Raw genomic sequence first — 21,458 nt, forward strand, 5'->3', positions numbered from 1 at the left:
CGTCGTTCGAATTATTCGTCGTCGTCCTCTTTGGGCGTGTACGTTTTCAGTTCGAGCGCGTGGATGTCCGTCGTCATGTGGTCGCCGAGCGCGTCGTACACCAGTTGGTGTTGTTGCACTAGCGATTTTCCTTCGAACGCCGGAGAAACGACGAGCGCTGCGAGGTGATCCTCGTCGTGAACTCCGCGGGGGTGCGTGACCGTCACGTCGGCGTCTTCGAGTTCCGATTCGATGAGATTCGCGACATCATCGGCGTTCATGGATGGTGGTTTTGCGTGCAGGGGTAAAAAGTCGAAGGAGATTGCCTGGGAACTGTGGTGAAAGATATTTTTCACAGAGGGTTCCCGATTGTTTTGTATTCATTCTATAGAGATGGAGGATAGTGTCGGATGTGCTGGTAGCAATTCCCGACTCCAAAGAAACTGCACCTCACCGTCCCCAACCGACCGCGTTTCCCGGTCACTTCGCTCCCTACGATACTCGTCCCTCTCGCGCGCTAATCTTCAGTGTTCGCCTTCGCGCGCCGGATGATGCTTTCCGATTCGTGAATTTTCACACACCACGATGGCGGGCGTCGGCAGGGTCGAGGAATCCTCAGCCCTGCCGATTATCACGCGAGAGGCGACCGAAACGAGCGCCAGCGAGAAGGGAGTCGGTTGGGGAGGCGTAGGGCTGTCGCGATGCGGTGGCGCTACTTGTCGTCGTGACTTGCTGGCGAAAAGAGGACGACTTGTTGGCATCTGTTCACGTAGTTCCACAGTAGATGGAAGATGTACAAATAATAAAATAAATGAGATCCACTACCTAAGATACTCCTCTTCCGCCGATTCCTAGCTCCACCAGCCGAACTGCTCTTTGGCCTGCTCGATTGCGCCTTCGACTTTCTTTTCCAGTTCGTCGATGGAGCGCTCGACGTGGTGAACGCGCTCGCGGGGAATCCGGCGGACGACGTCGTCACCGTCGTCGTTCTCGCCGACTTTCACGAGCCAGTGGTCGTCGAAGTAGACGATGTCGTCGTTTTCGATCTCTCGCTCGGTGATTCCGTCCGCGTCTTCGTACACGATTGTCGCGGTGCCAACGTCTGGGTCGGGCATGAATCGACCTACTCAGGGGAGGTGTTAGAGCGTTCTGGCCGTGACTACACGAGGGGAAGCGAACCCAAGCCGAGCGCCTGTGAGAGTGAAATCCCGCTAGCCAACGCACCGACGAGATAACCGCCGATTGCACCGCCGTTGAGCAGCGGCAGTCCGGCGTGCGCGCGGCCCTTGAGCACCAACCAGAGCAGGGTGATTAACCCGGCCATCGTTCCAATCATGGCGGTCAGCGCGGGGAGGTTGAGCGCGAAGCCCGAGACGAGCGCGTCCGCGGGCGAGAAGAAGGCCGCGCTGGCGACGAGGACGGTCGGTATGACGGCATCGCCCAGACCGATAAAGAGGGCGTCGCGGTCGCCCGAATCCGGTTCGGAGTCGGCTTCGCTCGCTTCCGAGGTACTATCCGATTCGCTCATCTCATCCGGTTCGTCCTCCGGTGACACCGCGCCCTCGCTGGTCGCCTGTGCGGTGTCCTCGATGAACGAGTAGGAGAGCGTCATCGGAATCACGAGAACGACGGGAATTTTCAAGTCCATCACGCCGGAAGCCAGCGTGAGCATGTGCTCCGTTCCGTAGACGCTGATGGCGTCGTAGATGGCGAGTACCGCGAGGAGGAGGATCGCCGGAAGCAGACCGAAACTGATGCCGAACAGGCCCGCCGCACCCGCGCCCATAACGACCCCTGCGGAGTCGATGACGTACCATTCGGGGTGAACCGCGAGGGCGAGCACGACCAATGCGGCAGCCCCCCACGCGATGACGTTGACCGGCGCGCCGCCGACCGTCACCTCAACCGCGGCGGGAACGATAACGCTGAACACGTACAGAGAGAGCATTCCGCTCGTGAGGATGATGACGCCGCGGAGAATCCACTCGACGCCGAGTTTCATGACGGCGAGCATGCCCGCCGTGAAGACGAGGATGACGCCCACGTAGACCAGACTGTTGGTCGGGTCGGAGGGATCTTCGACCGTCTGATAGCCCGCAGATTCGAACGGTTCGACCAGCGCCAGCGCCCCGAGTTGTACCCCGAGAAAGATGGCGACGGTCAATCCGGATGCGAACAGCACCCGCGTTCGTTTGTTCATGGCCGAAGCAATGAAGTGACCCCTCTTTGTGGTTTTGGGTTCGACATTTTGGAAGAAGTGTCGTGGTTCGTTTTTGGATGCTGCGGGCCACGGCAGCAGGTCAGCAAGACGCGAAGCGTCTTGCAAGTCTCATCCCTCGCGCGATAATTGGCAGGCCTTCGGGACGCCCTCAGGCCTGCCAACGCACGCGCCACGAGGTTTACGTCAATTTCCGAACCCTTGTTTTCCACATGGCGCGCGCTGGCGTGAGTTCGAGGACTTTACGTCCGAGAAATCGCGCTGAAGCGCGCGAGGGATGAGCGAACGAGCGCCAGCGAGTAAACGAATCGGTTGGGGAGGCGCGTGGTCGGATGCAGTGGCGATCATGTGTTGTCGTGATTTGCTACCAGCAATCCAATAATACCCAAAAACACCACAACCTTTCAAAACCCGTCCAAATCGCGCACTCCCGACCAACTCCTCCAAATCGCTACTTCCCAGTCAACGACTCACTGGCGGGCGAGAGGGAAATCGTGGAGCCCAGTCCGTTCTCCCGAGCTTTCTGATACAGCATGTACGCCGAGGCAACGGTTTCAATCCCGGTTCCGCCGCTGTCGAAGACGGTGATTTCGTCCTCGGATTCCCGCCCGACGGCCTCACCGGCGACCACATCGCCGAGTTCTGCGTGGATGTGGTCTTCCGTCACGGCGCCCGATTCCAACGCGGCGAGGAACGACCCGGCGTCCTGCGTCGCTCGTTCGCGCAGGTCGGGCACGTAAGTCGCACGCTTGATGGTCGTCGCGTCGAGTTCCCTCTTTTTCGGGTGGTACTGCCCCATCGCGGTGACGTGGGTACCGTCTTCTAACAGGTCGCCGTCGAAGACGGGTTCGCTGGCGGTCGTGGCCGTAATCACGACGTCCACGTCTTCGACTGCGGCCGCACTGCTGGCGACGGCGGCGACAGAAGCGTCGAGTGACTCGTTCATCTCGCCAGCGAACGATTCGCGGCTCTCTTTGGTCGGTGAGTAGACGGAGACGGTTTCGATGTCGCGCACGGCCGTCACCGCTTTCAACTGTCCGCGCGCCTGCGCGCCGCTTCCGATGATGCCGAGTTTCGTCGCGTCCTCCCGGGCGAGCGCGTCCACGCCGACCGCACCCGTCGCGCCGGTTTTGAACGGGTTCATGCTCGCGCCGTCGATGAGCGCGAGGGGTTCGCCGCTCTCGGCGTCGAACAGGGGGGTCATGAACCACGCATCCTCCGCGCCGAATCCGGCAGAGTACATGTAGCCGCCCATCGCACCGATTTCGGGTAAAATTGCGGAGTAACTCGTCAGCATCCCGGCGGGGTCGGCGTTCGGGAGCGTCGTGCGTGGTTTCGCGGGCGCGCCCGCACCGCGCTGGCGGTAGCCCTCGCGGACGGCATCGACGTACTCGTCCGGCATCGCCAGTTCGGCAACCTCGTCGCTCGAAAGAAACAGCGCATCTGTCATGGCTGGCAAGAGAACTGCCAGCGACAAAACCGTTGAGGAAGAAGAAGCGAAAGGGAGGGAAGTGAACAGTTAGTCAGCGGAGTTGACCGGGGTAGAAGACTGGACGGGCGGGGTGTCATCGACGGGTCCGTTGACGAACAGTGCGTGGCCGATGAGGAGCACGGAAGCGGTCGCGCCCAGTGGAATTGCGGTCGTCAGCGCGAGTCCAGCGACGCTGAGTACTCCGGTTACGCCAACTAGTGCGAGCGGAATCAGGCCCAAAATGAGGTCATAGTATCCAGTCATAATCTATTATAGAATATGCGGGGAGGGTATATAACTCTTCCCCATATGAGAGCCAGTCGTTCTGTGTACCTACTCCGTATTCACGGTCGCATTGACGAGTTACTTCTTCATAAGTTATAGAAACTAGACTAAGATACAGGCATGGAGAAGCGCAAATTCTGCATCTTCTACGGTTTTTGAATATGACTCTGGATTATTTCCCCGTCTGTTCTCGTCAATTGTTACCACGGTAGATGGTGACGTGAGGTGAGAACGAAAAATATCCCCGAGTAATCGGCCGATAGCGAATACTCTGGAGCATAAAACGAAGTGGCCGAACAGACAGCAGAGCCGTGTTTCGAACAATAAACGCATTTTATAAGGCAAAATGAATAAGAGTCAGTATGAAGGGGCGAACGCGGTATCTCGTCGCATTTTTCCTCGTGGTCGTCGGATTCCGCGCCAGCGAATATTTCTATCTACAGATGCCGACCAGATGGCGACACATTGGAGTGTGAGCGGTGACGCCGACGGGACAATGTCGAAACCGTGGGGTCTCTTTTTGTTTCCCACGATAACCGCCGGTCTGCTCGTCCTGTTCATAGCAATCCCACAAATTGACCCGCTCCGCGAGAACATTCTGTCGTTCCGCGAGTAGTACGACTCCTTCGTCGTGTTGTTCACAGCGTTCATGCTCTACGTCCATTCGCTCGTCATTCTGTGGAACCTCGGCTACCTATTCGACTTCACGACGGTTCTCGCACCCGTAATCGGCGCTCTGTTCTACTTCATCGGCACGCTAATGAACCGCGTCGAGCGAAACTGGTTCGTCGGCGTTAGAACCTCGTGGACGCTCTCAAACGACGAAGTCTGGAAAAGTACACCACCCGCGCGGAACCATTGTTCAAACTCGTCGGCCTCGTCGCGGTTCTCGGGGCGTTCGTCCCCGACCACGCGGTCTATCTCATGGTCGTTCCGGCGGTCGGCATTACCATCTATCTCACAATCTACTCGTACGTCGAATACCGCCGCGTTACGACGTAACCGTCGTCACCAGTCCGCGCCAGAGGACGAGCGAAACGAGTCCGAGTCCGGTGACTACGAGGACGAACGAAAGCGGTGAACCGCCGTGAAACAGGGAGGTTGCCCTCAGCCCGGCCCCGATGAGCGAGGCGACGACCCACGCTCCGCCCACCAACAGCGCCGCATCGGAAAACGATCGGCGCGCTCGCCTGCTGTACGCGCCGAGGAGGAGCGAGGCAACGACCCATCCGATGAAAAAGGGCGCGAGCGTATCCACGAACAGCGGTGGATTCTCCACCGGATTGTTGTTGTGTCGAAGACTCCCCATCCAGAGGAGTCCCACTATAATCGCTAAATCACCGACGACGAGTCCTGCGGTGGCTGGCGAGCGGTCGAAGCGCCCGGTGGCGAAGACACTGCTCATATCACTACTCGGAACGCCGGGGTTATGTCGTTCCCGATGTGCGCTTGACGCCCGCGACGGTGTAGTCGAACCCGCGATTCCGGACGCGGGGTACGAGTCCCGCGTCCGCGAGCATCCGAGCGAGTTCTTCGGGCGTGAAGAAGACGGAGTTCATACCGATTGCGTGTTCCCCCCGAACGAGCAGTTTTCCCCGAATCGTCGCCGGATTGAACTCGCGAACGACGAGGACGCCGCCCGGTTTCAACACGCGCACCACCTCTGCGAGGGATTCCTCCGCGTCGCCGACGTGATGGAGCGCATCCGATATGACCACGGCGTCAGTCGATTCCGAATCGAGCGGCAGTCGGGATGCGTCCCCGCGCACGCGGGCGAGCCCTCGCCCGCGTGCCTGCGCGAGCATCTTTTTCGACGCGTCGAGGACGATTCGCTCCTCGGCGTCGATCGCTTTCGCCGCGCGACCGGTCCCACCGGCGACGTCCACGACGCGTTCGATTGGGCGGTCTGCCTGCGCCAACCCTTCCGCGAGAATATCGGCGTCAGAGGTCGGCGAGAAGATATCGTAAAACCGTGCGGCGCGGTCGAAGTAGGCCACGTCTCCAGCAGAGGTCGAGTGAAAGCCGGTGTTCGACATGGAAACGAAATCGCGCCCCAACGAGTAAAATCCGACGGGCGCCTGTCGAAAGCGGATTTGACGGCGAACTCCATCCGCCGACGAAGATACCCAGTGGAAGGATGTGGTTCGCGTTCGAATCCCCTGTATGGAGTACGCGATATTGGGCTGGCCCGAGGACGACCCGACCCTCCGCCTCGATCACGAGGTGTTCAGCTACGCCGGTAAGTTCGTGATGTCGAACTCCGGGAAGGCGGTCGCTCGACAGGAAGACGAACTCGTCGCGGCGATCGCGTTCAGCGAAGATAGAACCGACGACGAAACCGTGTGGCTTCGGTACGTGACGGTTCGCGTCGACAGACGCGGCGAGGGAATCGGGCCGGAGCTCGTCCGGTTCACCACGGAGAAGATTCGCGCTCGGGGCTATCGGCGCGTGAAAATCGCAGTGAACAACCCCTTCGCGTATCAGGCCCTTTCTCGTGCAGGATTCGGATGGACGGGCGAGGAAACGGGACTCGCGGAACTCGTGTTGGAGCATCCGACGGAACAATCCAAATCGAAATATCAGTCGGGATTGGACGTGTTTCGCGAGCGTGACCTCTCGGCGGACGAAGAATCGTTTCTGGCCGAAAAACGGGGTTCGAAATCGCCGTCTTCGTAATCGAAAAACGGCTTCTCCCTCCGCTTGTTACGTTTATTGTACGCATTAACACCCGATTAACGAAGTCCTATTAGGGAGACGGACAACCATGAAGACGAGTCGGCGGACGATACTCGGCCTCGTCGGCGCGGGGCTTTCGGTCGGAGCGGCGGGATGCTCGGCCTTTTCGAACAGCAGTTCGAATCCGGGAGAGACGGCCGACCCGGGCGGAACGGCGGGCGACGACGCGACGACGGTCAAGGACGACCGTGGAGGGAGTGAATCGACGACGGACGAGGAGGAAGGGACGACGCCCGAAAAAATCGAATCTCCGGAAGGACTGTACGAATCGGTGGGCGTTCCGAGCGACCCGAGCGGATTCACCTACGCGCGGATGGGTTCCGAGGACGCTCCCGTCACGGCCACCGTTTACGGCGGCTGGAAATGTCCGCACACCCAACGATTCGTTCTCGGATTTTTGGGTGATATCGTGACGGATTACGTCGAACCCGGCGACGTGACCCTCGAATTTCGCGCCGTGGCCTACAGGAACGGCGAAGGATTCCACGGCCCCGACGAACCCCGGGCGGCGCGGGCCGGACTCGCGGTTTGGAACAACGACCCCGACTCCTACTGGACTTTCTTCGAATACATGTTCCAAAATCGAAGCGGGGTCGATGGCTGGGCGACGACGGAGACGCTCGTGCGAATCGCGGCGGAGGCGGGCGTGGAAAACCTCGACACAATCGAATCCGAGATAGCAGACGGAAAATACCAGCAAGAAATTGAGAAAACGATGGAGAAGGTTCCTGAAATTCCCATCCCCGCCGTGCCCCGGGTTGTCGTCGATGGCGAACCGACCGCACCCACGGCGCGCCCGAACCGGACGATTGCACAGTTGGACGCCGCGCTCGGACGCGAGTCGGAGCCGGACGAGACGACCGACGAAACTACGACCACGACGAGCGACGGGTCACCGACGGGCGAGGATTCGGACGAAACCACAACGACGACTGGCGGAACGACGACCACGAGCGGCGATACGACTACGACGACGACCGAGGATTCCACGACTTCGGGGACGGCTACGACCACAACGACTCCCGAGACGACCAATACGACGACCTCCGAATAGCTTCGTTCGGCAAGCAGTTCACAATCGTGTTGTTGCGGTTTCGGCATTTTCCGCAGTTCCCTTTCCCGCCATCAGACGGGAGTTTCAAGCCCACTCCGCTCTTACTCTCGGCAAATGGGAAACTCTGCACTTCGACAGCTCGCGTCCCTCGAAGAGATTAGCTTCGATGACATCGAAGGGTCGATCGTTGCGATTGACGCGCACAATTGGCTCTATCGCTATCTCACGACGACGGTGAAGTGGACGCGCGACGAAGTTTACACCACCGAGGACGGAACCGAAGTGGCGAATCTCGTCGGCGTGGTACAAGGCCTGCCCAAATTCTTCGAGCACGATTTGACGCCCGTTTTCGTCTTCGACGGACAGGTGACCGACCTCAAGAGCGACGAAATCGAGAGTCGGCGCGAACAGCGCGAGAAGCTGGAAGACCAACTGGAGGACGCCCGCGAGGAGGGCGACGCCATCGAAGTCGCCCGTCTCGAAGCCCACACCCAGCGACTCACGCCGGTCATTCAGGAAACCACCCGCGAACTGCTCGAGTTCTTGGACGTCCCTATCGTCGAAGCCCCGTTCGAGGGCGAGGCGCAAGCGGCCCACATGGCCCGAACCGGGGCCGTCGATTACGCCGGAACCGAGGATTACGACGCGCTTCTCCTCGGAGCGCCCAAGACCCTTCGGCAACTCACCAGCAAGGGCGACCCGGAACTAATGGACTTCGACGCAACGCTCGGAGAACACGACATCACGTGGGAGCAGTTGGTGGATATCGCCATCCTCTGTGGCACCGACTTCAACGACGGCATCTCCGGTGTCGGCCCGAAAACTGCGCTGAAGGGCGTCAAAGAACACGGCGACCTGTTCGGCTTCCTCGAAGAGCGCGACGAATACATCGAGAGCGCCGACCAAATCCGCGCAATGTTCCTCGATCCCGAGGTCACTGACGATTACGAGTTCGACACCGAGATGAACCCCGACATCGACGCCGCCCGCGAATACGTCACCGAGGAGTGGAAGGTACACGCCGACGAAGTTGAGCGTGGATTCGAGCGAATCGAAGAGAGCATCACACAGACGGGCCTCGACCAGTGGTCGTAGGTGCACGTGGGGGTTGACGGTTCGCCCAGTGGTTCCGGGGCCGTCACGTTGACGGAATCGCGGGCAGTAGACGATTTCATGTGCGACGAACTGTCGCCGAATGAGGTAGTGGAGGGTATGACCGTCGAACTCGAATGGTCGCCGAAGAGGGCGGGAAGCGGCGACACAGTCGAAGGGGAAGTAACCCGCGTGTGGCGGCCCGAGGACGACGTTCGTGAGTTCACGGTTCGGGAGGCCGAGGAAACCGACTGGAACGTTTATACTGAGTATCGAAATCCCCCCGTCGAGCGGGTTGACGTCGGTGAGGGCGATTCGGGAGATGAGATACCGGAAGCGCAGACCGTCGGACGATTGGAGCGAGTTGTTCTCCGAAGTCGGTGATGGAGGTGGAAGGTGGAGTCCTGTTTTGCATCACCGTGGTCGTGTGATTTTCAGTCACGATGTTTTCTTTTCGCGAACTGCTAGCTATTCCGACTCCAATGAAACCGCAACGCACCACGGACCACACGCCACCACCCGACTGCGTTTCTCGCTCACTTCACTCGTTTCGATACTCGTCCACCGGAAGACGAACCTCCGATTGGTGGTTCGCCTTCGCGCTCCGCGTAGTTCGACTGGCCGACCAACCGCAAAAACCGCAAAGCGCCCGCACCAGTTGTACGCGAAAAACGTGCCCACTCCTCCTTGCCGTCTCTTGGTGGAATGAAAGGACGAGACGCGCGAGCCTAGCACACGAGGACTTTCTATGCCACGAAAACAGTCGCTGTCGATGTAGTCACAATTGGACCCAGAAGAAATTGCTTCACAGAGGCTACGGCGTCACGACAACCCGAAGAATCACAATCTACTCTTTCTGGTCGTTATCGAGCGTACAGTTTCGAACCGACTAACATCGCGAGTCGCGTCCCCTTATCCGGCGAAACGGCCACGTAGGGGCGTGAAACCGGGCCGAATACGTCTACCACTCTGCCGACGTTTTGGAGGCTTTCGTCCACGACCATGGTTCCGATATCCGGATACTCCTCGCTCGGCGATTGCACGATGGCGAGGTTCTGTGCGGTTCGGACGACTTCTCCCAGTCGGTGCATCAGTTTCGCATGGCCGTGACGTACGCGGCGACGGCCTGAATGAGGTCGTTTTTCGATGAGTCATCCGCGTTCTTTACGAGGACGCGGCCGCGTTCCTCCCATCCTTCGCGGGAGTAGGCTTTGTCGCGTTCGATGACGGTGTCGTAGCCGACCTGCTGGACGGCTCGAGCGATTTCATCGACCGTCGGTTCCTCCACGGCGGACCCTTCCGGAACCCGCCGTCCCTGACTGCGAGTCAACGCCGCGTCGAGATACGCGGGCCAGATGACTTTTTCGACCATACTCCCCCTCTATCGCGACCCGTTAAACGCCTTTTCGTGTTACACTCGTCGGGCGAGAAGCGCGACAACTGCGAGCGCACCTGCGACGACCGCACCGACGCCGCCGAATCCGGGTTGGCCGCCGGATTCTGTGGTCGTTTCACCGGCCGTGTCTCCCTGCGAATCGGCCGTGGTCGTCGTTTCGGCGGTCGTGGTCACGTTCGCCTGTTCAAACGCCTCGGGGTGGAACGTTTTCGCTAGTTTCGTGATGGGGTGGACGATTCGCGGCGCGGGTTGGCTCACGTAGTTCGAGTTCAGCGAAACGGTCTGATTCTGCTTCGCGGCGGGGGTCTCGCTGTAGGCGTTCGGCACCTCCGCACCGGCGGAAACGATGAACCATTCCGGTTGCTGTTGAACGACGACTTCGTTGCTTATCTGCTTGTAGCCGGAAATGTCGGCCTCCGCGGCGACGTTCGTCGCACCAGCGGTTTCGATGACTTTGTTGATGAACGTCCCCTCTCCGGCGGTGAATCCGCCGCTCATGACGTACAGCACTTTCGGGCTGTCTTCGCCGGAAACCGCCTCCCGAACCGTGTTCACGCGGTCTTTCATCCACGAGACGGTTTCGTCCGCGCCGTCACACTCACCCGTGAGTCGTCCGGTCAGTTCGGTTTTCGCGTAGATGTCCTCGATGGTTTTCGCTTCGTCGAACTTGTACACCGTTAGCCCCGCTTCCCGGAGTTTCTGGACGGTTTGGTCGGGGATGACGTTCGGTGCGAGAACGAGGTCGGGGTTCTGCGCAACGACCTTCTCCGGCACGACTGTGGTCGTTCCGGCACCGGAGACGTTCGCTTTCGCGTTCGCACCGTCGAGGTGGGTCGAGAACTTCGTCACGCCGACGACTTTCTCTTGGCCACCGATTTCCCACATCGTCTGGGCCGCGCTCGGCGAGAGGGTAACGATTCGCTGCGGTTCTTCCTCGACCGTTACGTCGGTTCCCGTCGCGTCGGTTTCCGTTATCGGGAACGAGCAGGTTTCTTGTGCCCCTGCGACACCAACGGGGCCGACCGCGACACCGCCGAAAAGCGTTGCGACGACGAGCATCGCCGACAACAGCAGTTGTTTCATAACAATCTGAAACTGCAAGCGTATTCAATAAATATTTACCTAAAGCAATCAGACTTGGACACCGATGCGATACGAGACGCGGGTGGCGACGCAGATGCCTGCCAGAGTGGCGACGTGGTGCGTCGGATTGACGGGTGCGCTCGTCGCCGTCGTGCTGGTTAGCGCCGCAACCGGACCGACTTCGCTCTCGCCGCTCGTCGTGGCGAAAGCCCTGCTCAACGAGTTGGCGATACCGATCGGTGTCCACCTCGCAAATCACACGCTTTCCGTTCCGGGCGTCCTCTCCGTCGGCGTTCCACTGCCCGATTTTTCGTACACGCCGATTTTTTCGTTTTCCGTTCCACAAACCACCGAAACCATCGTGGTAACCCTCAGAATGCCGCGAATCGTCCTCGCCGGAGTCGTCGGCTTCGCCCTCGCAACGGCGGGCGTCGTCATGCAGGGATTTTTCCGCAATCCGATGGCGGATCCGTCCATCATCGGCGTTTCGTCGGGTGCCGCTGTCGGCGCGGTGGCGACCATCGCATTCTCGATTTCGCTCCCGTTCGCGCTCCCCGCGTTTTCGTTCACTGGCGCGATAATCGCTGCCTTCGGGGTGTACCTGCTGGCGACGCAGAACGGTCGGACGCCGGTCGCGACACTTCTGCTGGCAGGGATTGCAGTTCAGACGCTACTCGGCGCGGTCGTCTCGTTCCTTCTCCTCGAAAGCGGCGAAAGCCTCCGAGAGGCAGTTTTCTGGCTGATGGGCCACCTCCATTACGCCTCGTGGGGGAAGGTCTGGGTCGCACTACCGGTCGCGTTGCTCGGCTTTTCGGTTCTCGCCCTGTTCGCACAGGACTTGAACGTCCTCCTCCTCGGTGAGGAGGACGCCCACAATCTCGGCGTCGAAGTCGAGCGAACGAAGCGCCTGCTCCTCGCCGTCGCCAGCATTGTGACCGCCGCCGCCGTTTCCGTCTCCGGCGTCATCGGATTCGTCGGCCTCGTCGTCCCGCACCTCATGCGCCTGCTGGTCGGACCCGACCACCGAATTTTGCTCCCGACAAGCGCCCTCGCCGGGGCCGTCTTCCTCGTTGCGACCGACACCGTCGCCCGGTCCGCGACCGGCGCGGCCGAACTCCCGGTCGGCATCGTCACCGCATTCCTCGGCGCGCCGTTTTTCCTCTACCTGCTCCGCAAGCGCGAGGTGCACGCGCTGTGATTCGAATCGAGAACGTCGCGGTGACGCTCGGCGAATCGAGGATACTCGACGGCGTCGATGCTAGCATTCCCGACGGACAATTCGTCGGTCTCGTCGGGCCGAACGGCGCGGGGAAAACCACCTTACTCCGGGCGATGAACGGCGCATTGTCCCCCGATTCTGGCCGCGTGCTCGTCGGCGACGACGCGATGGCAGACCTGTCTTCGAAGGCAGGGAGTCGCCGGGTGGCGACCGTTCCGCAGGAGACGACCCTCTCGTTCGACTTCGACGTGCGCAACGTGGTCGCCATGGGTCGCAATCCCTATCGGACGCGGTTCGGAAACGATGCAGACGGCCGAACCGGTGATGCTGTCGAAAACGGCGGCAGGGACGTGGTCGAACGCGCGATGGAGCGAACCGACGTGGCGAGATTCGCCGACAGGTCGATTACCGCCGTCAGTGGAGGAGAACGCCAGCGTGTCCTGCTCGCTCGCGCGCTGGCGCAGGACACGCCGGTTCTCCTGCTCGACGAACCGACGGCCAGCCTCGACATCAACCATCAGGTTCGAACGTTCGAACTCGTTCGGGAACTCGTCCGAGAAGGTAAAACCGTCGTCGCCGCCATTCACGACCTGAACCTCGCAGCGCACTACTGCGACACGCTCCTCCTGCTCGACTCGGGGTCGGTGCTCGCGTCGGGGCCACCCGCGGAAGTTCTCGCGGAGCGAACCCTCAGGGAGGCGTTCGACGCCCGAGCGGTCGTCTCCAGTCACCCTGTGACCGGTTCGACCTACGTGACAGCTCTTCCGGAGCAATCGGCTAGGAGGGAAGGAGACGGAAGAATCCACGTCGTCGGCGGGGGCGGAACCGTCTCGCGCCTCCTCTACGTCCTCTCCGCCGCGGGCTACGACGTGTCGGTTGGCGTGCTAAACGAAGGCGATTCCGACCTCGAAACCGCCCGATTGCTCGGCCTCGAAACCGTCGTCGAGGAACCGTTTGCACCCATCGGTTCCGATGCACTGGAATCTCTCGAAGCGGAAATCAGAGATTCCGACTTGACCGTTCTCGGTGACGTGGAAATCGGGTCGGGCAATCTGGTGAACCTCGAAGCGGTCTCCGAGGCGGATTCCGTCGTCGTCGTCGAAGAGCGTCCGTTCGAAGCGCGAAATTACGCCGGAAGCACCGCTGTCGCGTTGTATCGAGAACTTTGCGAGCGAGGGCGGGTCGTCGCTCCGGACGACTTGCTCTCGGCGGTCGAGGATGCGTTTGCGGGAGAGTCCCGATAAGACGGAAGCCGCTTTACGATTCCTTGGCGGAGCGATACTGCACCAATTCGAACAGCATCAGTGCGGCGAACGTACTCGCCGCGAGCATGACAATACCGGCGACACCGACGCGAACCGAGGGAGCAATCACGACGCCGGTGCCGAGCAGTGCGCCGGTCAGCAGTGCCATGACGAACCGTTTTATCTTCGTGAGCGAGACGAACCGCTGTGCGACGGTCGGATCGAGACCGACGAATCGTGACCAGACGACGTAGAAAGACAACACGATGAGAAAGGAAAGGAGGGCAACGCCGAGCAGTAACGAAAATACGACGACTTCCACGATATACGTCTCTGTTGAGGATGAACCTCTCGCGTAATCGTATAAGTCTATCGAATGATAGGTGAACACTACCAAGTGATCCTCGGATTGTCGAATTAATGAAGTGTAGTGCGGGGTTTGTAGCATCCCGGGATGAGAACTTTCGTGGAAGGGTTGGTGACACTTTGGAAGGAGGCCAACCTTCCGCCAGGGCCTTCGGCGGCGCCGGAATACAACGCTCACACTAGCACGCTTACGCGCCCGAGTCAGGCAGGCGCAATTGTACGAAGAACCCCAGACCCCTTTGTTATACGCCAGCTAAACCGCCGTGGGTGCGACCTTATCCTGTGATGAAACCATACACGTCGGGGAGTCGTTTTTATCAGGTTCGCGCCCTGACATCGCGTATGCATCTCGCAGGGGAGTCGATCGTAATCGTCGGGAGCGGATTCGGCGGTCTCTCGACGGCCTGCTATCTCGCTGACGCTGGCGCGGACGTGACGGTCGTGGAAAAGAACGAGCAACTCGGCGGGCGGGCGAGCCGACTCGAAGAAAACGGCTTCCGGTTCGATATGGGCCCGTCGTGGTACCTCATGCCCGACGTGTTCGAGCGATTTTTCGACCACTTCGACCGCACGCCGAGCGACTACTACGGGCTTCAGCAACTTGACCCGCACTATCGAATCTTCTTCAAGGACGGGGACGAGGTGGATATTCTCCCCGACCTCGAACGCAACAAGGTGTTGTTCGAATCTTACGAGACGGGTGCCGGCGAGGAACTCCAGCGGTATCTCGACCGCTCTGAAGAAAATTACGGCGTCGGGATGGAGTATTTCGTCTACACCGACCGCGCCCGATTTCGGGATTACATCTCGTGGGACGTGGCGAAAAACGCCCGGGGGTTGAACCTCCTCGGGTCGATGCAAGACCACGTCGAGAACTACTTCGACCACCCGAAACTCCAGCAGATAATGCAGTACACGCTCGTTTTCCTGGGCGGGTCGCCGAACAACACCCCGGCAATCTACAACCTGATGAGCCACGTCGATTTCAATCTCGGCGTCTACTACCCGGAAAACGGTCTGGGCGGCGTCGTGGACGGCATCGCTCAACTCGGCGAGGAGTTAGGTGTCGAGTTCGTCACGGAGTACGAAGTGACGGGCATCACGGGACACGAGGGCGACTTCCTCGTTCACGGCGGGGAGGAGTCGATGGTCGCCGACATCGTGGTGAGCGACGCCGACTACGCCCACACGGAACAGGAACTGCTCCCGCCGGAGGCGCGCAAACACGACGCCGACTACTGGGAATCGCGTACGTACGCTCCCTCGGCGTTTCTCCTGTACCTCGGCGTCGAGGGCGACGTGGACGAACTCGCTCATCACACGCTCGTCCTGCCCGAAAACTGGAACGAGCACTTCGACCAGATTTTCGAGAAGCCGGCGTGGCCCGACGACCCGGCGTACTACCTCTGCGTGCCGAGCAAAACCGACGATTCGGTCGCCCCCGAGGGACACGGCAACCTATTCGTCCTCGTCCCGATCGCGCCCGGACTCCCGGACGGGGACGCCATTCGCCAAAAATACCGCGAGAAGATTCTGGACGACATCGCCGAAAACACCGGCGTCGAACTACGGGATAGAATCGTCTTCGAAAAGCAGTTCTGCGTCTCCGACTTCGCCGACCGCTACAACAGCATGCAGGGAACCGCGCTCGGACTGGCGCACACGCTCATGCAGACCGGCCCGATGCGGCCCCGTCATCGCTCCTCGAAAGTCGATGGCTTGTACTTCACCGGGTCGTACACGACGCCGGGAATCGGCGTTCCGATGTGCCTCATCGGCGGACAACACACCGCGGACGCCGTCTTAGAAGACCACTAATCCGGAACGGGGGTGGACACATCATGATTCGATACCTGCTGAAACTGTCGCGTCCGCGGTTCTGGCTCTACCTCGCGGGGCCGGTGCTGGTCGGCGTCACCTACGGAGCGACGACCATCGACGGCCTGTTTTCCATTCCGGCACTCGCACTGTTCGCCTACTTTCTGATTCCGGCGAACGTCTTCCTCTACGGCATCAACGACATCTTCGACGCCGACGTTGACGAGGCGAATCCGAAGAAGGACGAGCGGGAAGTTCGCTATCGGGGAAGCAAAGTCGTCCCAATCGCAGTCGCGATTTCCGTACTCCTCGGACTCGGCTTGCTCCTCATCACTCCGAAAGTCGCGTGGCCGTGGTTCCTCGGTTTTCTCCTCCTCGGAGCCGAGTATTCAGCCCCGCCGCTTCGATTCAAAACGACGCCGCTGTTGGATTCGCTCTCGAACGGGCTGTACATTCTTCCGGGCGCGATGGCCTACGCCGCGCTTTCCGGAACTAATCCACCTCTGCTGGCCATCGTCGGCGGATGGCTGTGGGCGATGGCGATGCACACGTTTTCGGCGATTCCGGACATCGAACCGGACGAACGCGCCGGAATCCGAACGACCGCGACGATGCTCGGGAAGCGCAGAACGCTCGCGTACTGTGCGGTCTGCTGGTTGCTGTCGGCAGCGCTGTTCGGCCTGCTCGACCCGCGAGCGGGCCTCCTTTTGCTCTGCTATCCCGCGCTCGTCGTAACGTGGGTCGTTCGCGATGTGGCAATCGACCGCGCCTACTGGTGGTATCCCGCCATTAACACCGTCGTCGGGATGGTGCTGACGGTCGGCGGCCTCTGGAGGGTCGTCCGTGGATAGACGCGAAGCAGAGGCGAACCTCTCTATGATCGTCCGCGAAAACCGGTTTACTATCGCCGTGGTCTTCCCGCTCGTCGGTGCCTTGCTGTTCGTGGCGGGTCACGAGGCGTGGCTACCGGCGTGGCTGGCGCAGAATCCACTTCTCATCGTTTTCGGAACGCTCGTCATGCGCTCGCCGCTCGTCGCCGGACTCCTGCCGGAAATCGACCGCCGGGCGGGAATCGCGCTCGTCGCGCTCGCCGTTTACACCTACGCCATCGAGTTCCTTGGCGTGACGACGGGACTTCCCTACGGCGAGTTTCACTATCAACTCGAACTCGGGCCGATGCTGTTCGGGACGGTCCCGATGGGTCTGCCAGTCTTTTTCTTCCCGCTCGTGTTGAACAGCTATCTGCTCTGTCTGCTGTTGCTCGGTTCGCGAGCGAGCTCTCGGTTCGCTCGCTTCGTCTCCTCCCTTGCGATCGTTATCGTCATCGATCTCGTGTTAGACCCTGCTGCTGTCACGCTCGGATTCTGGGCCTATGACGGCGGTGGGGCGTACTACGGCGTGCCGGTATCGAACTATCTGGGATGGGTGGTGAGTGGAATCGTCGCGGTTGGATTGGTCGAACTCGGGTTCGACTGGCGGGCGCTCCGCGCCCGCCTCGATGGCTGTGAGTTCATGTTGGACGATATGGTCAGTTTCGTCATCCTCTGGGGGGCGATGAACGCCTACTTCGGAAACTCGGTTCCCGTCGCTATCGCAGTCCTGTTATTCGCCGGACTGCGTCGAATCGACCGATTTGACTTCGCGGTTGGGCGGTCGGTTCGGAAAGCGCCGCGTTGATACCCGTCGTTTCCGCTAGCGGGTCGGCATCGCCGACCCGGTTCCTGTCCGACTTTCATCCCCCTCCGGAATACTGCTCACACCCCGAAACACGGTTTCCGGGTCGCGAGAAACTCGCCATTGCCAGCGCGTTTTGGCGAGGAGCCACAACTTCCGAGCGGTACCCAACTGCGGCGTTTCGGACAGCACGTCGTACTGCCGCGCTCGAATGAGTCGGTGATGGTCGGCGTACAGCACCGACGCGAGGAGGACGGCCAGTTGACAGTCTTCGGGGAGATACTGGATACCGGCAACTCCGTCCCAGTACAGCGATTCCGCCCGTCCGAGTTCGTCGTGCACGACCGCGGCGAACGATTCGGAGTAGTCGAGTCGGCTGATTTGTTCGTTCGTCACGCCGTGGCGCGAGAGCGTCGTTTGCGGCAGGTAGATGCGGTTTCGTTCCACCATATCTTCGCGCACGTCGCGGAGGAAATTGGTCAACTGGAACGCCTCGCCGAGCGCGATGGCGTGCGGGCGGGCCTGCTCCGGGTCGTCCGCGTCCATGATGGCGAGCATCATCTCTCCGACAGCGGCGGCGGACCCGCGCATGTACGTTTCCAGTTCGTCGTACGTTTCGTACCGTGCCTTCTCGATGTCGGTCTGCATAGCGTCCACGAACGCTTCGATTTCGGCGTCCGAAATTCCGCGTTCGTTCGCAACATCACGAAACGCCGCAAGGACGGGGTCGTCCGTCGGTTCATCGCCAATCGCCTGCCTCCGGAGCCGCTCCAGTTCGGCGCGCTGTTCGTCCGGCGGAACCCCCTCCGCGTCGTCTACGACTTCGTCCGCGGTTCGGAAGAAGGCGTACAACACGTGAGTCGGGAGGCGCACTCGTTTCGGCAGGAGACGAGTGGCGAGATAAAACGTCGGGCCGGTTCGCTGATGCACCGATTTACTTGCTGCGAGTTGTCGTTCTGTGACCATTCCGAGAGTCTCCGGTTTCGGTTCGGCGACTCGTGACATCGGAATACCACGTCCTCGTCCATAATCGTTTGTGCGGATTGTCGCTCGTCGGATTACGTTCACCGTCTCGCGAGGACGCCTAACAGAAAGCCGGTGGCCAGCGCCACACCGGAACGACGTGCTTCGTTAAACCGAATGAATCGCGTGCCCGCCGGCGTGACTTCGACCACGCCGACAGGGGTTGCGCCGACGCCGTAGCAATACAGCAAACAGTCATCCACAGTCCGTCAGCTAGCACGTCGCGCCACGTCATCTCCTTGCTCGGAACGACCGATTATCCCTCGGTTCGACCCTGTAACAGCAGTCCGAAACCCATCAGCCAACAGCTGGCCCCCAGTCCGAGCAGGCCGAGCGTGAGCGTCGTTTCGGACGCTCCCAAGACGAACGCGTTCGGCGGAACCGACTGCAAAACGGTGTCCAACGCCTCCCCCGCAGTTTTCGTGCGGGAGACGACGGCGGTGGTTCCGAGGAGGATTGCGGGAATCGAGAGAACGAGCAATGCCACTCCCGACGCTATCGACAGCGTCCCGATGGTGTGAACCGTTCGTCGATCGAACACACGCACCTCGTACATGATAGCATACCTCACGACTTAATCGTATCCCGTCGTTTTCCACTGTCGAAATCGAACCGGACGGGTATCAGGCCGACGTTCGGTAGACGCGGACGTACCAGACCGCGAATCCGAGGGCCAGAATTAGTGCGCCACCTAAGAAAAAGAGCATGCCGGGGGGAACTCCGGCGGTCGCAGAGCCCTCCGCAATCGTCTGAACCGTTGTCGTCGTCGTTTCCTGTATCGCGTCGGTCGTTTGGTCGAGGGTGGTCGTCGTAGCTTCGTCGGAGGTTTGCGTCGCCGTTTCGGACGTGCGTGTCGCAGTTTCGGTCGTTCCACCGTTGGAGGACGATTGCGTCGTCGCTTCGTTTCTGCCGTCGGTGGTCCTCGCGCTCGTCGATTCGTTGCTCAAATTACTGTTGCCGTCCGCTCCGGAACCGGAATCGGCGGAACTGTCCCCACCTTGGTAGCCACCGTCGCTGTTCGAGGACAAGCCGAACGGGGAGGGAAATAGAGTTCCCGTAGAGAGTCGCTGGACGACCAAACTCGCCACGCCGAGGATGCCGAGTCCGCCGAGGAGATTCGAGATGGCGGATTTCAGTCCGACGGTGTCATCTTCGTTTCCGGCGAAGAGGACGAGCGGTCCCGCCGTCGGCGCGTACACCTTCATCTCGCGGCCTTTTTCGGAGTAGGCCGTGTCCGCGACTTCGATGAGGTTTCCATCCTCCAGTTTTTTGAGGTGGTACTGGACGTTCTGGAGGGTTGTATCGACTCGTTCCGCGATGGTCGCTGGTGTCGCCGGTTCCTCGTAGAGTGCGGAGAGGATGTTTCGTCCGGTTTCGGAAGAAAGCGCCGAAAGGAGTTCGTCGGCGTCCTCGCTATCGACGCCGACGATCCGCGGGTCGCGCTCTTCGTCCGCGACGGAGTCGACGGCGGAGGACAAGAAGTCGACCATATCCTACCATTTTAGCCCGCCGATATAACTCTGCCCGACGGGGGATTCCCGGCGTTTTATTATCTCCCGATGAAAACGAACGTTCTGATAGGACGACTCCATGGATGGCGAGGCGAATTCACTGCGGACGTTGCTACAGATTCTCGCAGAGCCGCGGCGACGGTACGCGCTGTACCATCTCCGGCGACACGACGAAACAACGGTAACACGTCTCGCCGACAACGTCGCGGGGTGGATGGACGCCGTCCAACACGAACCTCTGTCGGCGGAGGCGCACGTCCACATCTACACCGAACTTCACCATACCGATATCCCGAAGCTCAGCGCCGCAAAAATCGTCTGTCTCCACGAGGACGACGAGCGACTGGAGGTCGTTCAGTTCCCCGAGATGCTAAGCAATCTGCTCGACGTGACGCTCGAATACGACGACGAAGAGAGCTAATTCGCTATCGTTGCGGGACTTACCCGTTTACTAATAAAGCACCTCGTCGGCGAACGTTCGGGCATGATGAACCGGATGCAAACGGTGTTGTTCGTCGTTGGAACTGCGCTCTTTCTCACGGGTATCGCAGTCAGCGTCGGTGGACTTGACTCACCGGTGGCGGACGCGGGTGCCGCGGCCCTCGATACTGTTGATTCCGGCGACGGGACACAAGAGAACGAACAGGACACGGAGAGCGGTAGTTCGAACGACGAAAACGCGGGTGGTGGTCGAGGCGCAGGGCAGAACGCAGGTGGTAACGAGCAAGGAGATACCGAACAGGACGGTGACGAGGAGGGTGATGACGATGAGCAACAGGACGATGAGAATGAAGCCGAAGACGGAGAGTCAGAGCGAGATGAAAACGGCAACGGGCCGGAAGGCCAAGCAAACGACTCCGAAAACTCGGACGACGAACGGGACGAGAGCGAGGAGGATCCCGAGCGCGGAGAGGAGGCGAGTACCGAGAACGGCGATACCGAAAAAGGGAACGAAACAACCATCACGACCGCTGAAAGCGGTGGAGTGGGTAAGTAACTGAACTGCGTCTTTTCCGTCCGACACTGCGATTGTAGGGCAGGCCGAAGCGTCTCGTTATTGCTGTTCGTACCGACGTTCCACGAGTTTGTCGCACGCAGGCAACCCAACCCCGCCGAGAATGTTACTTAGGAGCGTCATTCGAAGACGTAGTTCGCCATCGTCGCGCATGTACGTCCAAAATCCGACGAGGAGTGACGAAAGGTAATCTGATACGATTTGCCACTGATAGCGACGACTCGATTCGTGGATGGAGATTCGCCCGCATTATACTCCCGAACCGAGCGCGCGA

At 60.2% G+C, this 21,458-nt stretch carries 29 protein-coding genes; 13 read left to right on the forward strand and 16 right to left on the reverse strand.

What is annotated here, in order from left to right; all coding sequences use genetic code 11:
* Positions 1-11: 11 nt before the first annotated feature.
* The 6 genes from LIX15_RS17850 to LIX15_RS17875 form a co-directional block, all read right to left on the reverse strand.
* Entirely contained in the window at positions 12-260 is a 249-nt protein-coding gene (locus LIX15_RS17850) for a BolA family protein (RefSeq protein WP_227774727.1), read from the reverse strand.
* Positions 261-503: 243 nt separating this feature from the next.
* Positions 504-740, reverse strand: a complete 237-nt coding sequence (locus tag LIX15_RS17855) for a hypothetical protein (protein WP_227774729.1) — start codon at positions 738-740, stop codon at positions 504-506.
* A 90-nt stretch (positions 741-830) separates the two neighbouring features.
* A complete protein-coding gene (locus tag LIX15_RS17860) occupies positions 831-1,094 on the reverse strand; it encodes a hypothetical protein (protein ID WP_227774731.1) in 264 nt (87 codons plus the stop codon).
* Positions 1,095-1,138: 44 nt separating this feature from the next.
* On the reverse strand, positions 1,139-2,179 hold the full coding sequence (locus LIX15_RS17865; RefSeq protein WP_227774733.1) for a presenilin family intramembrane aspartyl protease PSH: 1,041 nt from the start codon (positions 2,177-2,179) through the stop codon (positions 1,139-1,141).
* Between the two features lie 469 nt (positions 2,180-2,648).
* Positions 2,649-3,647, reverse strand: coding sequence for an ornithine cyclodeaminase family protein (locus LIX15_RS17870; protein ID WP_227774735.1), 999 nt, complete (start codon positions 3,645-3,647; stop codon positions 2,649-2,651).
* A gap of 69 nt (positions 3,648-3,716) precedes the next feature.
* Entirely contained in the window at positions 3,717-3,932 is a 216-nt protein-coding gene (locus LIX15_RS17875; RefSeq protein ID WP_227774736.1) for a DUF8015 family protein, read from the reverse strand.
* Positions 3,933-4,425: 493 nt separating this feature from the next.
* Between LIX15_RS17875 and LIX15_RS17880 the strand changes: the two genes are divergently transcribed.
* Both LIX15_RS17880 and LIX15_RS17885 read left to right on the forward strand, forming a co-directional pair.
* Positions 4,426-4,569, forward strand: a complete 144-nt coding sequence (locus tag LIX15_RS17880; RefSeq protein WP_265338380.1) for an SdpI family protein — start codon at positions 4,426-4,428, stop codon at positions 4,567-4,569.
* Between the two features lie 144 nt (positions 4,570-4,713).
* Positions 4,714-5,034, forward strand: a complete 321-nt coding sequence (locus LIX15_RS17885) for an SdpI family protein (RefSeq protein ID WP_227776928.1) — start codon at positions 4,714-4,716, stop codon at positions 5,032-5,034.
* Here the strand turns inward: LIX15_RS17885 and LIX15_RS17890 are convergent.
* Positions 4,945-5,358 (reverse strand): DUF3054 domain-containing protein, encoded by a 414-nt coding sequence (locus LIX15_RS17890; RefSeq protein ID WP_227774740.1) that lies wholly within the window; start codon positions 5,356-5,358, stop codon positions 4,945-4,947. The genes LIX15_RS17885 and LIX15_RS17890 overlap by 90 nt on opposite strands.
* Before the next feature lie 22 nt (positions 5,359-5,380).
* Complete coding sequence (locus tag LIX15_RS17895; protein WP_227774741.1) at positions 5,381-5,989, reverse strand: class I SAM-dependent methyltransferase; 609 nt, start codon at positions 5,987-5,989, stop codon at positions 5,381-5,383.
* 127 nt (positions 5,990-6,116) lie between these two features.
* Here LIX15_RS17895 and LIX15_RS17900 point away from each other — a divergent pair, with 127 nt between their 5' ends.
* From LIX15_RS17900 to LIX15_RS17915, 4 genes are all read left to right on the forward strand, one after another.
* Entirely contained in the window at positions 6,117-6,629 is a 513-nt protein-coding gene (locus LIX15_RS17900) for a GNAT family N-acetyltransferase (RefSeq protein WP_227774742.1), read from the forward strand.
* Positions 6,630-6,717: 88 nt separating this feature from the next.
* On the forward strand, positions 6,718-7,743 hold the full coding sequence (locus tag LIX15_RS17905; RefSeq protein ID WP_227774744.1) for a DsbA family protein: 1,026 nt from the start codon (positions 6,718-6,720) through the stop codon (positions 7,741-7,743).
* A gap of 114 nt (positions 7,744-7,857) precedes the next feature.
* Positions 7,858-8,838: a flap endonuclease-1 gene (fen, locus tag LIX15_RS17910; protein ID WP_227774746.1), complete on the forward strand. Its 981-nt coding sequence runs from the start codon at positions 7,858-7,860 to the stop codon at positions 8,836-8,838.
* 6 nt (positions 8,839-8,844) lie between these two features.
* Positions 8,845-9,219, forward strand: a complete 375-nt coding sequence (locus tag LIX15_RS17915) for a hypothetical protein (RefSeq protein WP_227774749.1) — start codon at positions 8,845-8,847, stop codon at positions 9,217-9,219.
* A 479-nt stretch (positions 9,220-9,698) separates the two neighbouring features.
* Here the strand turns inward: LIX15_RS17915 and LIX15_RS17920 are convergent, their stop codons facing one another.
* Genes LIX15_RS17920 through LIX15_RS17930 form a run of 3 tightly spaced genes read right to left on the reverse strand, consistent with a single transcriptional unit; the run spans position 9,699 to position 11,314 of the window.
* Positions 9,699-9,926 (reverse strand): H/ACA ribonucleoprotein complex subunit GAR1, encoded by a 228-nt coding sequence (locus LIX15_RS17920; protein ID WP_227774751.1) that lies wholly within the window; start codon positions 9,924-9,926, stop codon positions 9,699-9,701.
* Complete coding sequence (gene srp19, locus LIX15_RS17925; RefSeq protein WP_227774752.1) at positions 9,926-10,207, reverse strand: signal recognition particle subunit SRP19; 282 nt, start codon at positions 10,205-10,207, stop codon at positions 9,926-9,928. Before srp19 ends, LIX15_RS17920 begins: the two co-directional genes overlap by 1 nt.
* 39 nt (positions 10,208-10,246) lie before the next feature.
* The gene (locus LIX15_RS17930) at positions 10,247-11,314 is read right to left on the reverse strand and encodes a PGF-CTERM-anchored ABC transporter substrate-binding protein (RefSeq protein WP_227774754.1); all 1,068 of its coding nucleotides are present in this window, start codon (positions 11,312-11,314) and stop codon (positions 10,247-10,249) included.
* Between the two features lie 64 nt (positions 11,315-11,378).
* Here LIX15_RS17930 and btuC point away from each other — a divergent pair, with 64 nt between their 5' ends.
* On the forward strand, positions 11,379-12,512 hold the full coding sequence (gene btuC, locus LIX15_RS17935; RefSeq protein WP_390184169.1) for a vitamin B12 ABC transporter permease BtuC: 1,134 nt from the start codon (positions 11,379-11,381) through the stop codon (positions 12,510-12,512).
* Positions 12,509-13,777: an ATP-binding cassette domain-containing protein gene (locus LIX15_RS17940; RefSeq protein ID WP_227774757.1), complete on the forward strand. Its 1,269-nt coding sequence runs from the start codon at positions 12,509-12,511 to the stop codon at positions 13,775-13,777. The genes btuC and LIX15_RS17940 overlap by 4 nt, the downstream gene beginning before the upstream one ends.
* A 13-nt stretch (positions 13,778-13,790) precedes the next feature.
* On the opposite strand, the gene LIX15_RS17945 is transcribed toward LIX15_RS17940, so the two are convergent.
* Positions 13,791-14,099 carry a hypothetical protein gene (locus tag LIX15_RS17945; protein WP_227774759.1) on the reverse strand — a complete coding sequence of 103 codons (309 nt, stop codon included), beginning with the start codon at positions 14,097-14,099 and terminating at the stop codon, positions 13,791-13,793.
* A 386-nt stretch (positions 14,100-14,485) separates the two neighbouring features.
* Between LIX15_RS17945 and crtID the strand changes: the two genes are divergently transcribed.
* Genes crtID through cruF form a run of 3 tightly spaced genes read left to right on the forward strand, consistent with a single transcriptional unit; the run spans position 14,486 to position 17,638 of the window.
* On the forward strand, positions 14,486-15,961 hold the full coding sequence (gene crtID / locus LIX15_RS17950; RefSeq protein WP_227774763.1) for a bifunctional phytoene desaturase/3,4-desaturase: 1,476 nt from the start codon (positions 14,486-14,488) through the stop codon (positions 15,959-15,961).
* 23 nt (positions 15,962-15,984) lie between these two features.
* Positions 15,985-16,812: a prenyltransferase gene (locus tag LIX15_RS17955; RefSeq protein ID WP_227774764.1), complete on the forward strand. Its 828-nt coding sequence runs from the start codon at positions 15,985-15,987 to the stop codon at positions 16,810-16,812.
* On the forward strand, positions 16,805-17,638 hold the full coding sequence (gene cruF / locus LIX15_RS17960; protein WP_303657535.1) for a bisanhydrobacterioruberin hydratase: 834 nt from the start codon (positions 16,805-16,807) through the stop codon (positions 17,636-17,638). Before LIX15_RS17955 ends, cruF begins: the two co-directional genes overlap by 8 nt.
* A gap of 15 nt (positions 17,639-17,653) precedes the next feature.
* On the opposite strand, the gene LIX15_RS17965 is transcribed toward cruF, so the two are convergent.
* From LIX15_RS17965 to LIX15_RS17980, 4 genes are all read right to left on the reverse strand, one after another.
* On the reverse strand, positions 17,654-18,601 hold the full coding sequence (locus tag LIX15_RS17965) for a phytoene/squalene synthase family protein (RefSeq protein ID WP_227776931.1): 948 nt from the start codon (positions 18,599-18,601) through the stop codon (positions 17,654-17,656).
* A 98-nt stretch (positions 18,602-18,699) separates the two neighbouring features.
* On the reverse strand, positions 18,700-18,849 hold the full coding sequence (locus LIX15_RS17970) for a hypothetical protein (RefSeq protein WP_227774765.1): 150 nt from the start codon (positions 18,847-18,849) through the stop codon (positions 18,700-18,702).
* A gap of 65 nt (positions 18,850-18,914) precedes the next feature.
* Positions 18,915-19,214, reverse strand: coding sequence for a hypothetical protein (locus LIX15_RS17975; protein ID WP_227774766.1), 300 nt, complete (start codon positions 19,212-19,214; stop codon positions 18,915-18,917).
* Between the two features lie 67 nt (positions 19,215-19,281).
* A complete protein-coding gene (locus LIX15_RS17980) occupies positions 19,282-20,148 on the reverse strand; it encodes an ArsR/SmtB family transcription factor (RefSeq protein ID WP_227774767.1) in 867 nt (288 codons plus the stop codon).
* Positions 20,149-20,248: 100 nt separating this feature from the next.
* Here LIX15_RS17980 and LIX15_RS17985 point away from each other — a divergent pair, with 100 nt between their 5' ends.
* A complete protein-coding gene (locus LIX15_RS17985; protein WP_227774768.1) occupies positions 20,249-20,590 on the forward strand; it encodes a DUF7344 domain-containing protein in 342 nt (113 codons plus the stop codon).
* 63 nt (positions 20,591-20,653) lie between these two features.
* Positions 20,654-21,166: a hypothetical protein gene (locus tag LIX15_RS17990; protein WP_227774769.1), complete on the forward strand. Its 513-nt coding sequence runs from the start codon at positions 20,654-20,656 to the stop codon at positions 21,164-21,166.
* Positions 21,167-21,458: the final 292 nt, after the last annotated feature.

Origin of the sequence: Haladaptatus pallidirubidus, assembly GCF_020700235.1 — an archaeon.
GTDB lineage: Archaea > Halobacteriota > Halobacteria > Halobacteriales > Haladaptataceae > Haladaptatus > Haladaptatus pallidirubidus.

Coding starts and splice junctions, on each gene's coding strand:
- LIX15_RS17875 (WP_227774736.1), bottom strand. CDS start 3,932: ATGACTGGATACTATGACCTCATTTTGGGCCTGATTCCGCTCGCACTA.
- srp19 (WP_227774752.1), bottom strand. CDS start 10,207: ATGGTCGAAAAAGTCATCTGGCCCGCGTATCTCGACGCGGCGTTGACT.
- LIX15_RS17895 (WP_227774741.1), bottom strand. CDS start 5,989: ATGTCGAACACCGGCTTTCACTCGACCTCTGCTGGAGACGTGGCCTAC.
- LIX15_RS17980 (WP_227774767.1), bottom strand. CDS start 20,148: ATGGTCGACTTCTTGTCCTCCGCCGTCGACTCCGTCGCGGACGAAGAG.
- LIX15_RS17890 (WP_227774740.1), bottom strand. CDS start 5,358: ATGAGCAGTGTCTTCGCCACCGGGCGCTTCGACCGCTCGCCAGCCACC.
- LIX15_RS17920 (WP_227774751.1), bottom strand. CDS start 9,926: ATGCACCGACTGGGAGAAGTCGTCCGAACCGCACAGAACCTCGCCATC.
- LIX15_RS17990 (WP_227774769.1), top strand. CDS start 20,654: ATGATGAACCGGATGCAAACGGTGTTGTTCGTCGTTGGAACTGCGCTC.
- LIX15_RS17850 (WP_227774727.1), bottom strand. CDS start 260: ATGAACGCCGATGATGTCGCGAATCTCATCGAATCGGAACTCGAAGAC.
- LIX15_RS17870 (WP_227774735.1), bottom strand. CDS start 3,647: ATGACAGATGCGCTGTTTCTTTCGAGCGACGAGGTTGCCGAACTGGCG.
- LIX15_RS17955 (WP_227774764.1), top strand. CDS start 15,985: ATGATTCGATACCTGCTGAAACTGTCGCGTCCGCGGTTCTGGCTCTAC.
- LIX15_RS17975 (WP_227774766.1), bottom strand. CDS start 19,214: ATGTACGAGGTGCGTGTGTTCGATCGACGAACGGTTCACACCATCGGG.
- LIX15_RS17885 (WP_227776928.1), top strand. CDS start 4,714: ATGAACCGCGTCGAGCGAAACTGGTTCGTCGGCGTTAGAACCTCGTGG.
- LIX15_RS17905 (WP_227774744.1), top strand. CDS start 6,718: ATGAAGACGAGTCGGCGGACGATACTCGGCCTCGTCGGCGCGGGGCTT.
- LIX15_RS17855 (WP_227774729.1), bottom strand. CDS start 740: ATGCCAACAAGTCGTCCTCTTTTCGCCAGCAAGTCACGACGACAAGTA.
- crtID (WP_227774763.1), top strand. CDS start 14,486: ATGCATCTCGCAGGGGAGTCGATCGTAATCGTCGGGAGCGGATTCGGC.
- LIX15_RS17860 (WP_227774731.1), bottom strand. CDS start 1,094: ATGCCCGACCCAGACGTTGGCACCGCGACAATCGTGTACGAAGACGCG.
- LIX15_RS17985 (WP_227774768.1), top strand. CDS start 20,249: ATGGATGGCGAGGCGAATTCACTGCGGACGTTGCTACAGATTCTCGCA.
- LIX15_RS17930 (WP_227774754.1), bottom strand. CDS start 11,314: ATGAAACAACTGCTGTTGTCGGCGATGCTCGTCGTCGCAACGCTTTTC.
- LIX15_RS17865 (WP_227774733.1), bottom strand. CDS start 2,179: ATGAACAAACGAACGCGGGTGCTGTTCGCATCCGGATTGACCGTCGCC.
- LIX15_RS17900 (WP_227774742.1), top strand. CDS start 6,117: ATGGAGTACGCGATATTGGGCTGGCCCGAGGACGACCCGACCCTCCGC.
- LIX15_RS17965 (WP_227776931.1), bottom strand. CDS start 18,601: ATGGTCACAGAACGACAACTCGCAGCAAGTAAATCGGTGCATCAGCGA.
- btuC (WP_390184169.1), top strand. CDS start 11,379: ATGCGATACGAGACGCGGGTGGCGACGCAGATGCCTGCCAGAGTGGCG.
- fen (WP_227774746.1), top strand. CDS start 7,858: ATGGGAAACTCTGCACTTCGACAGCTCGCGTCCCTCGAAGAGATTAGC.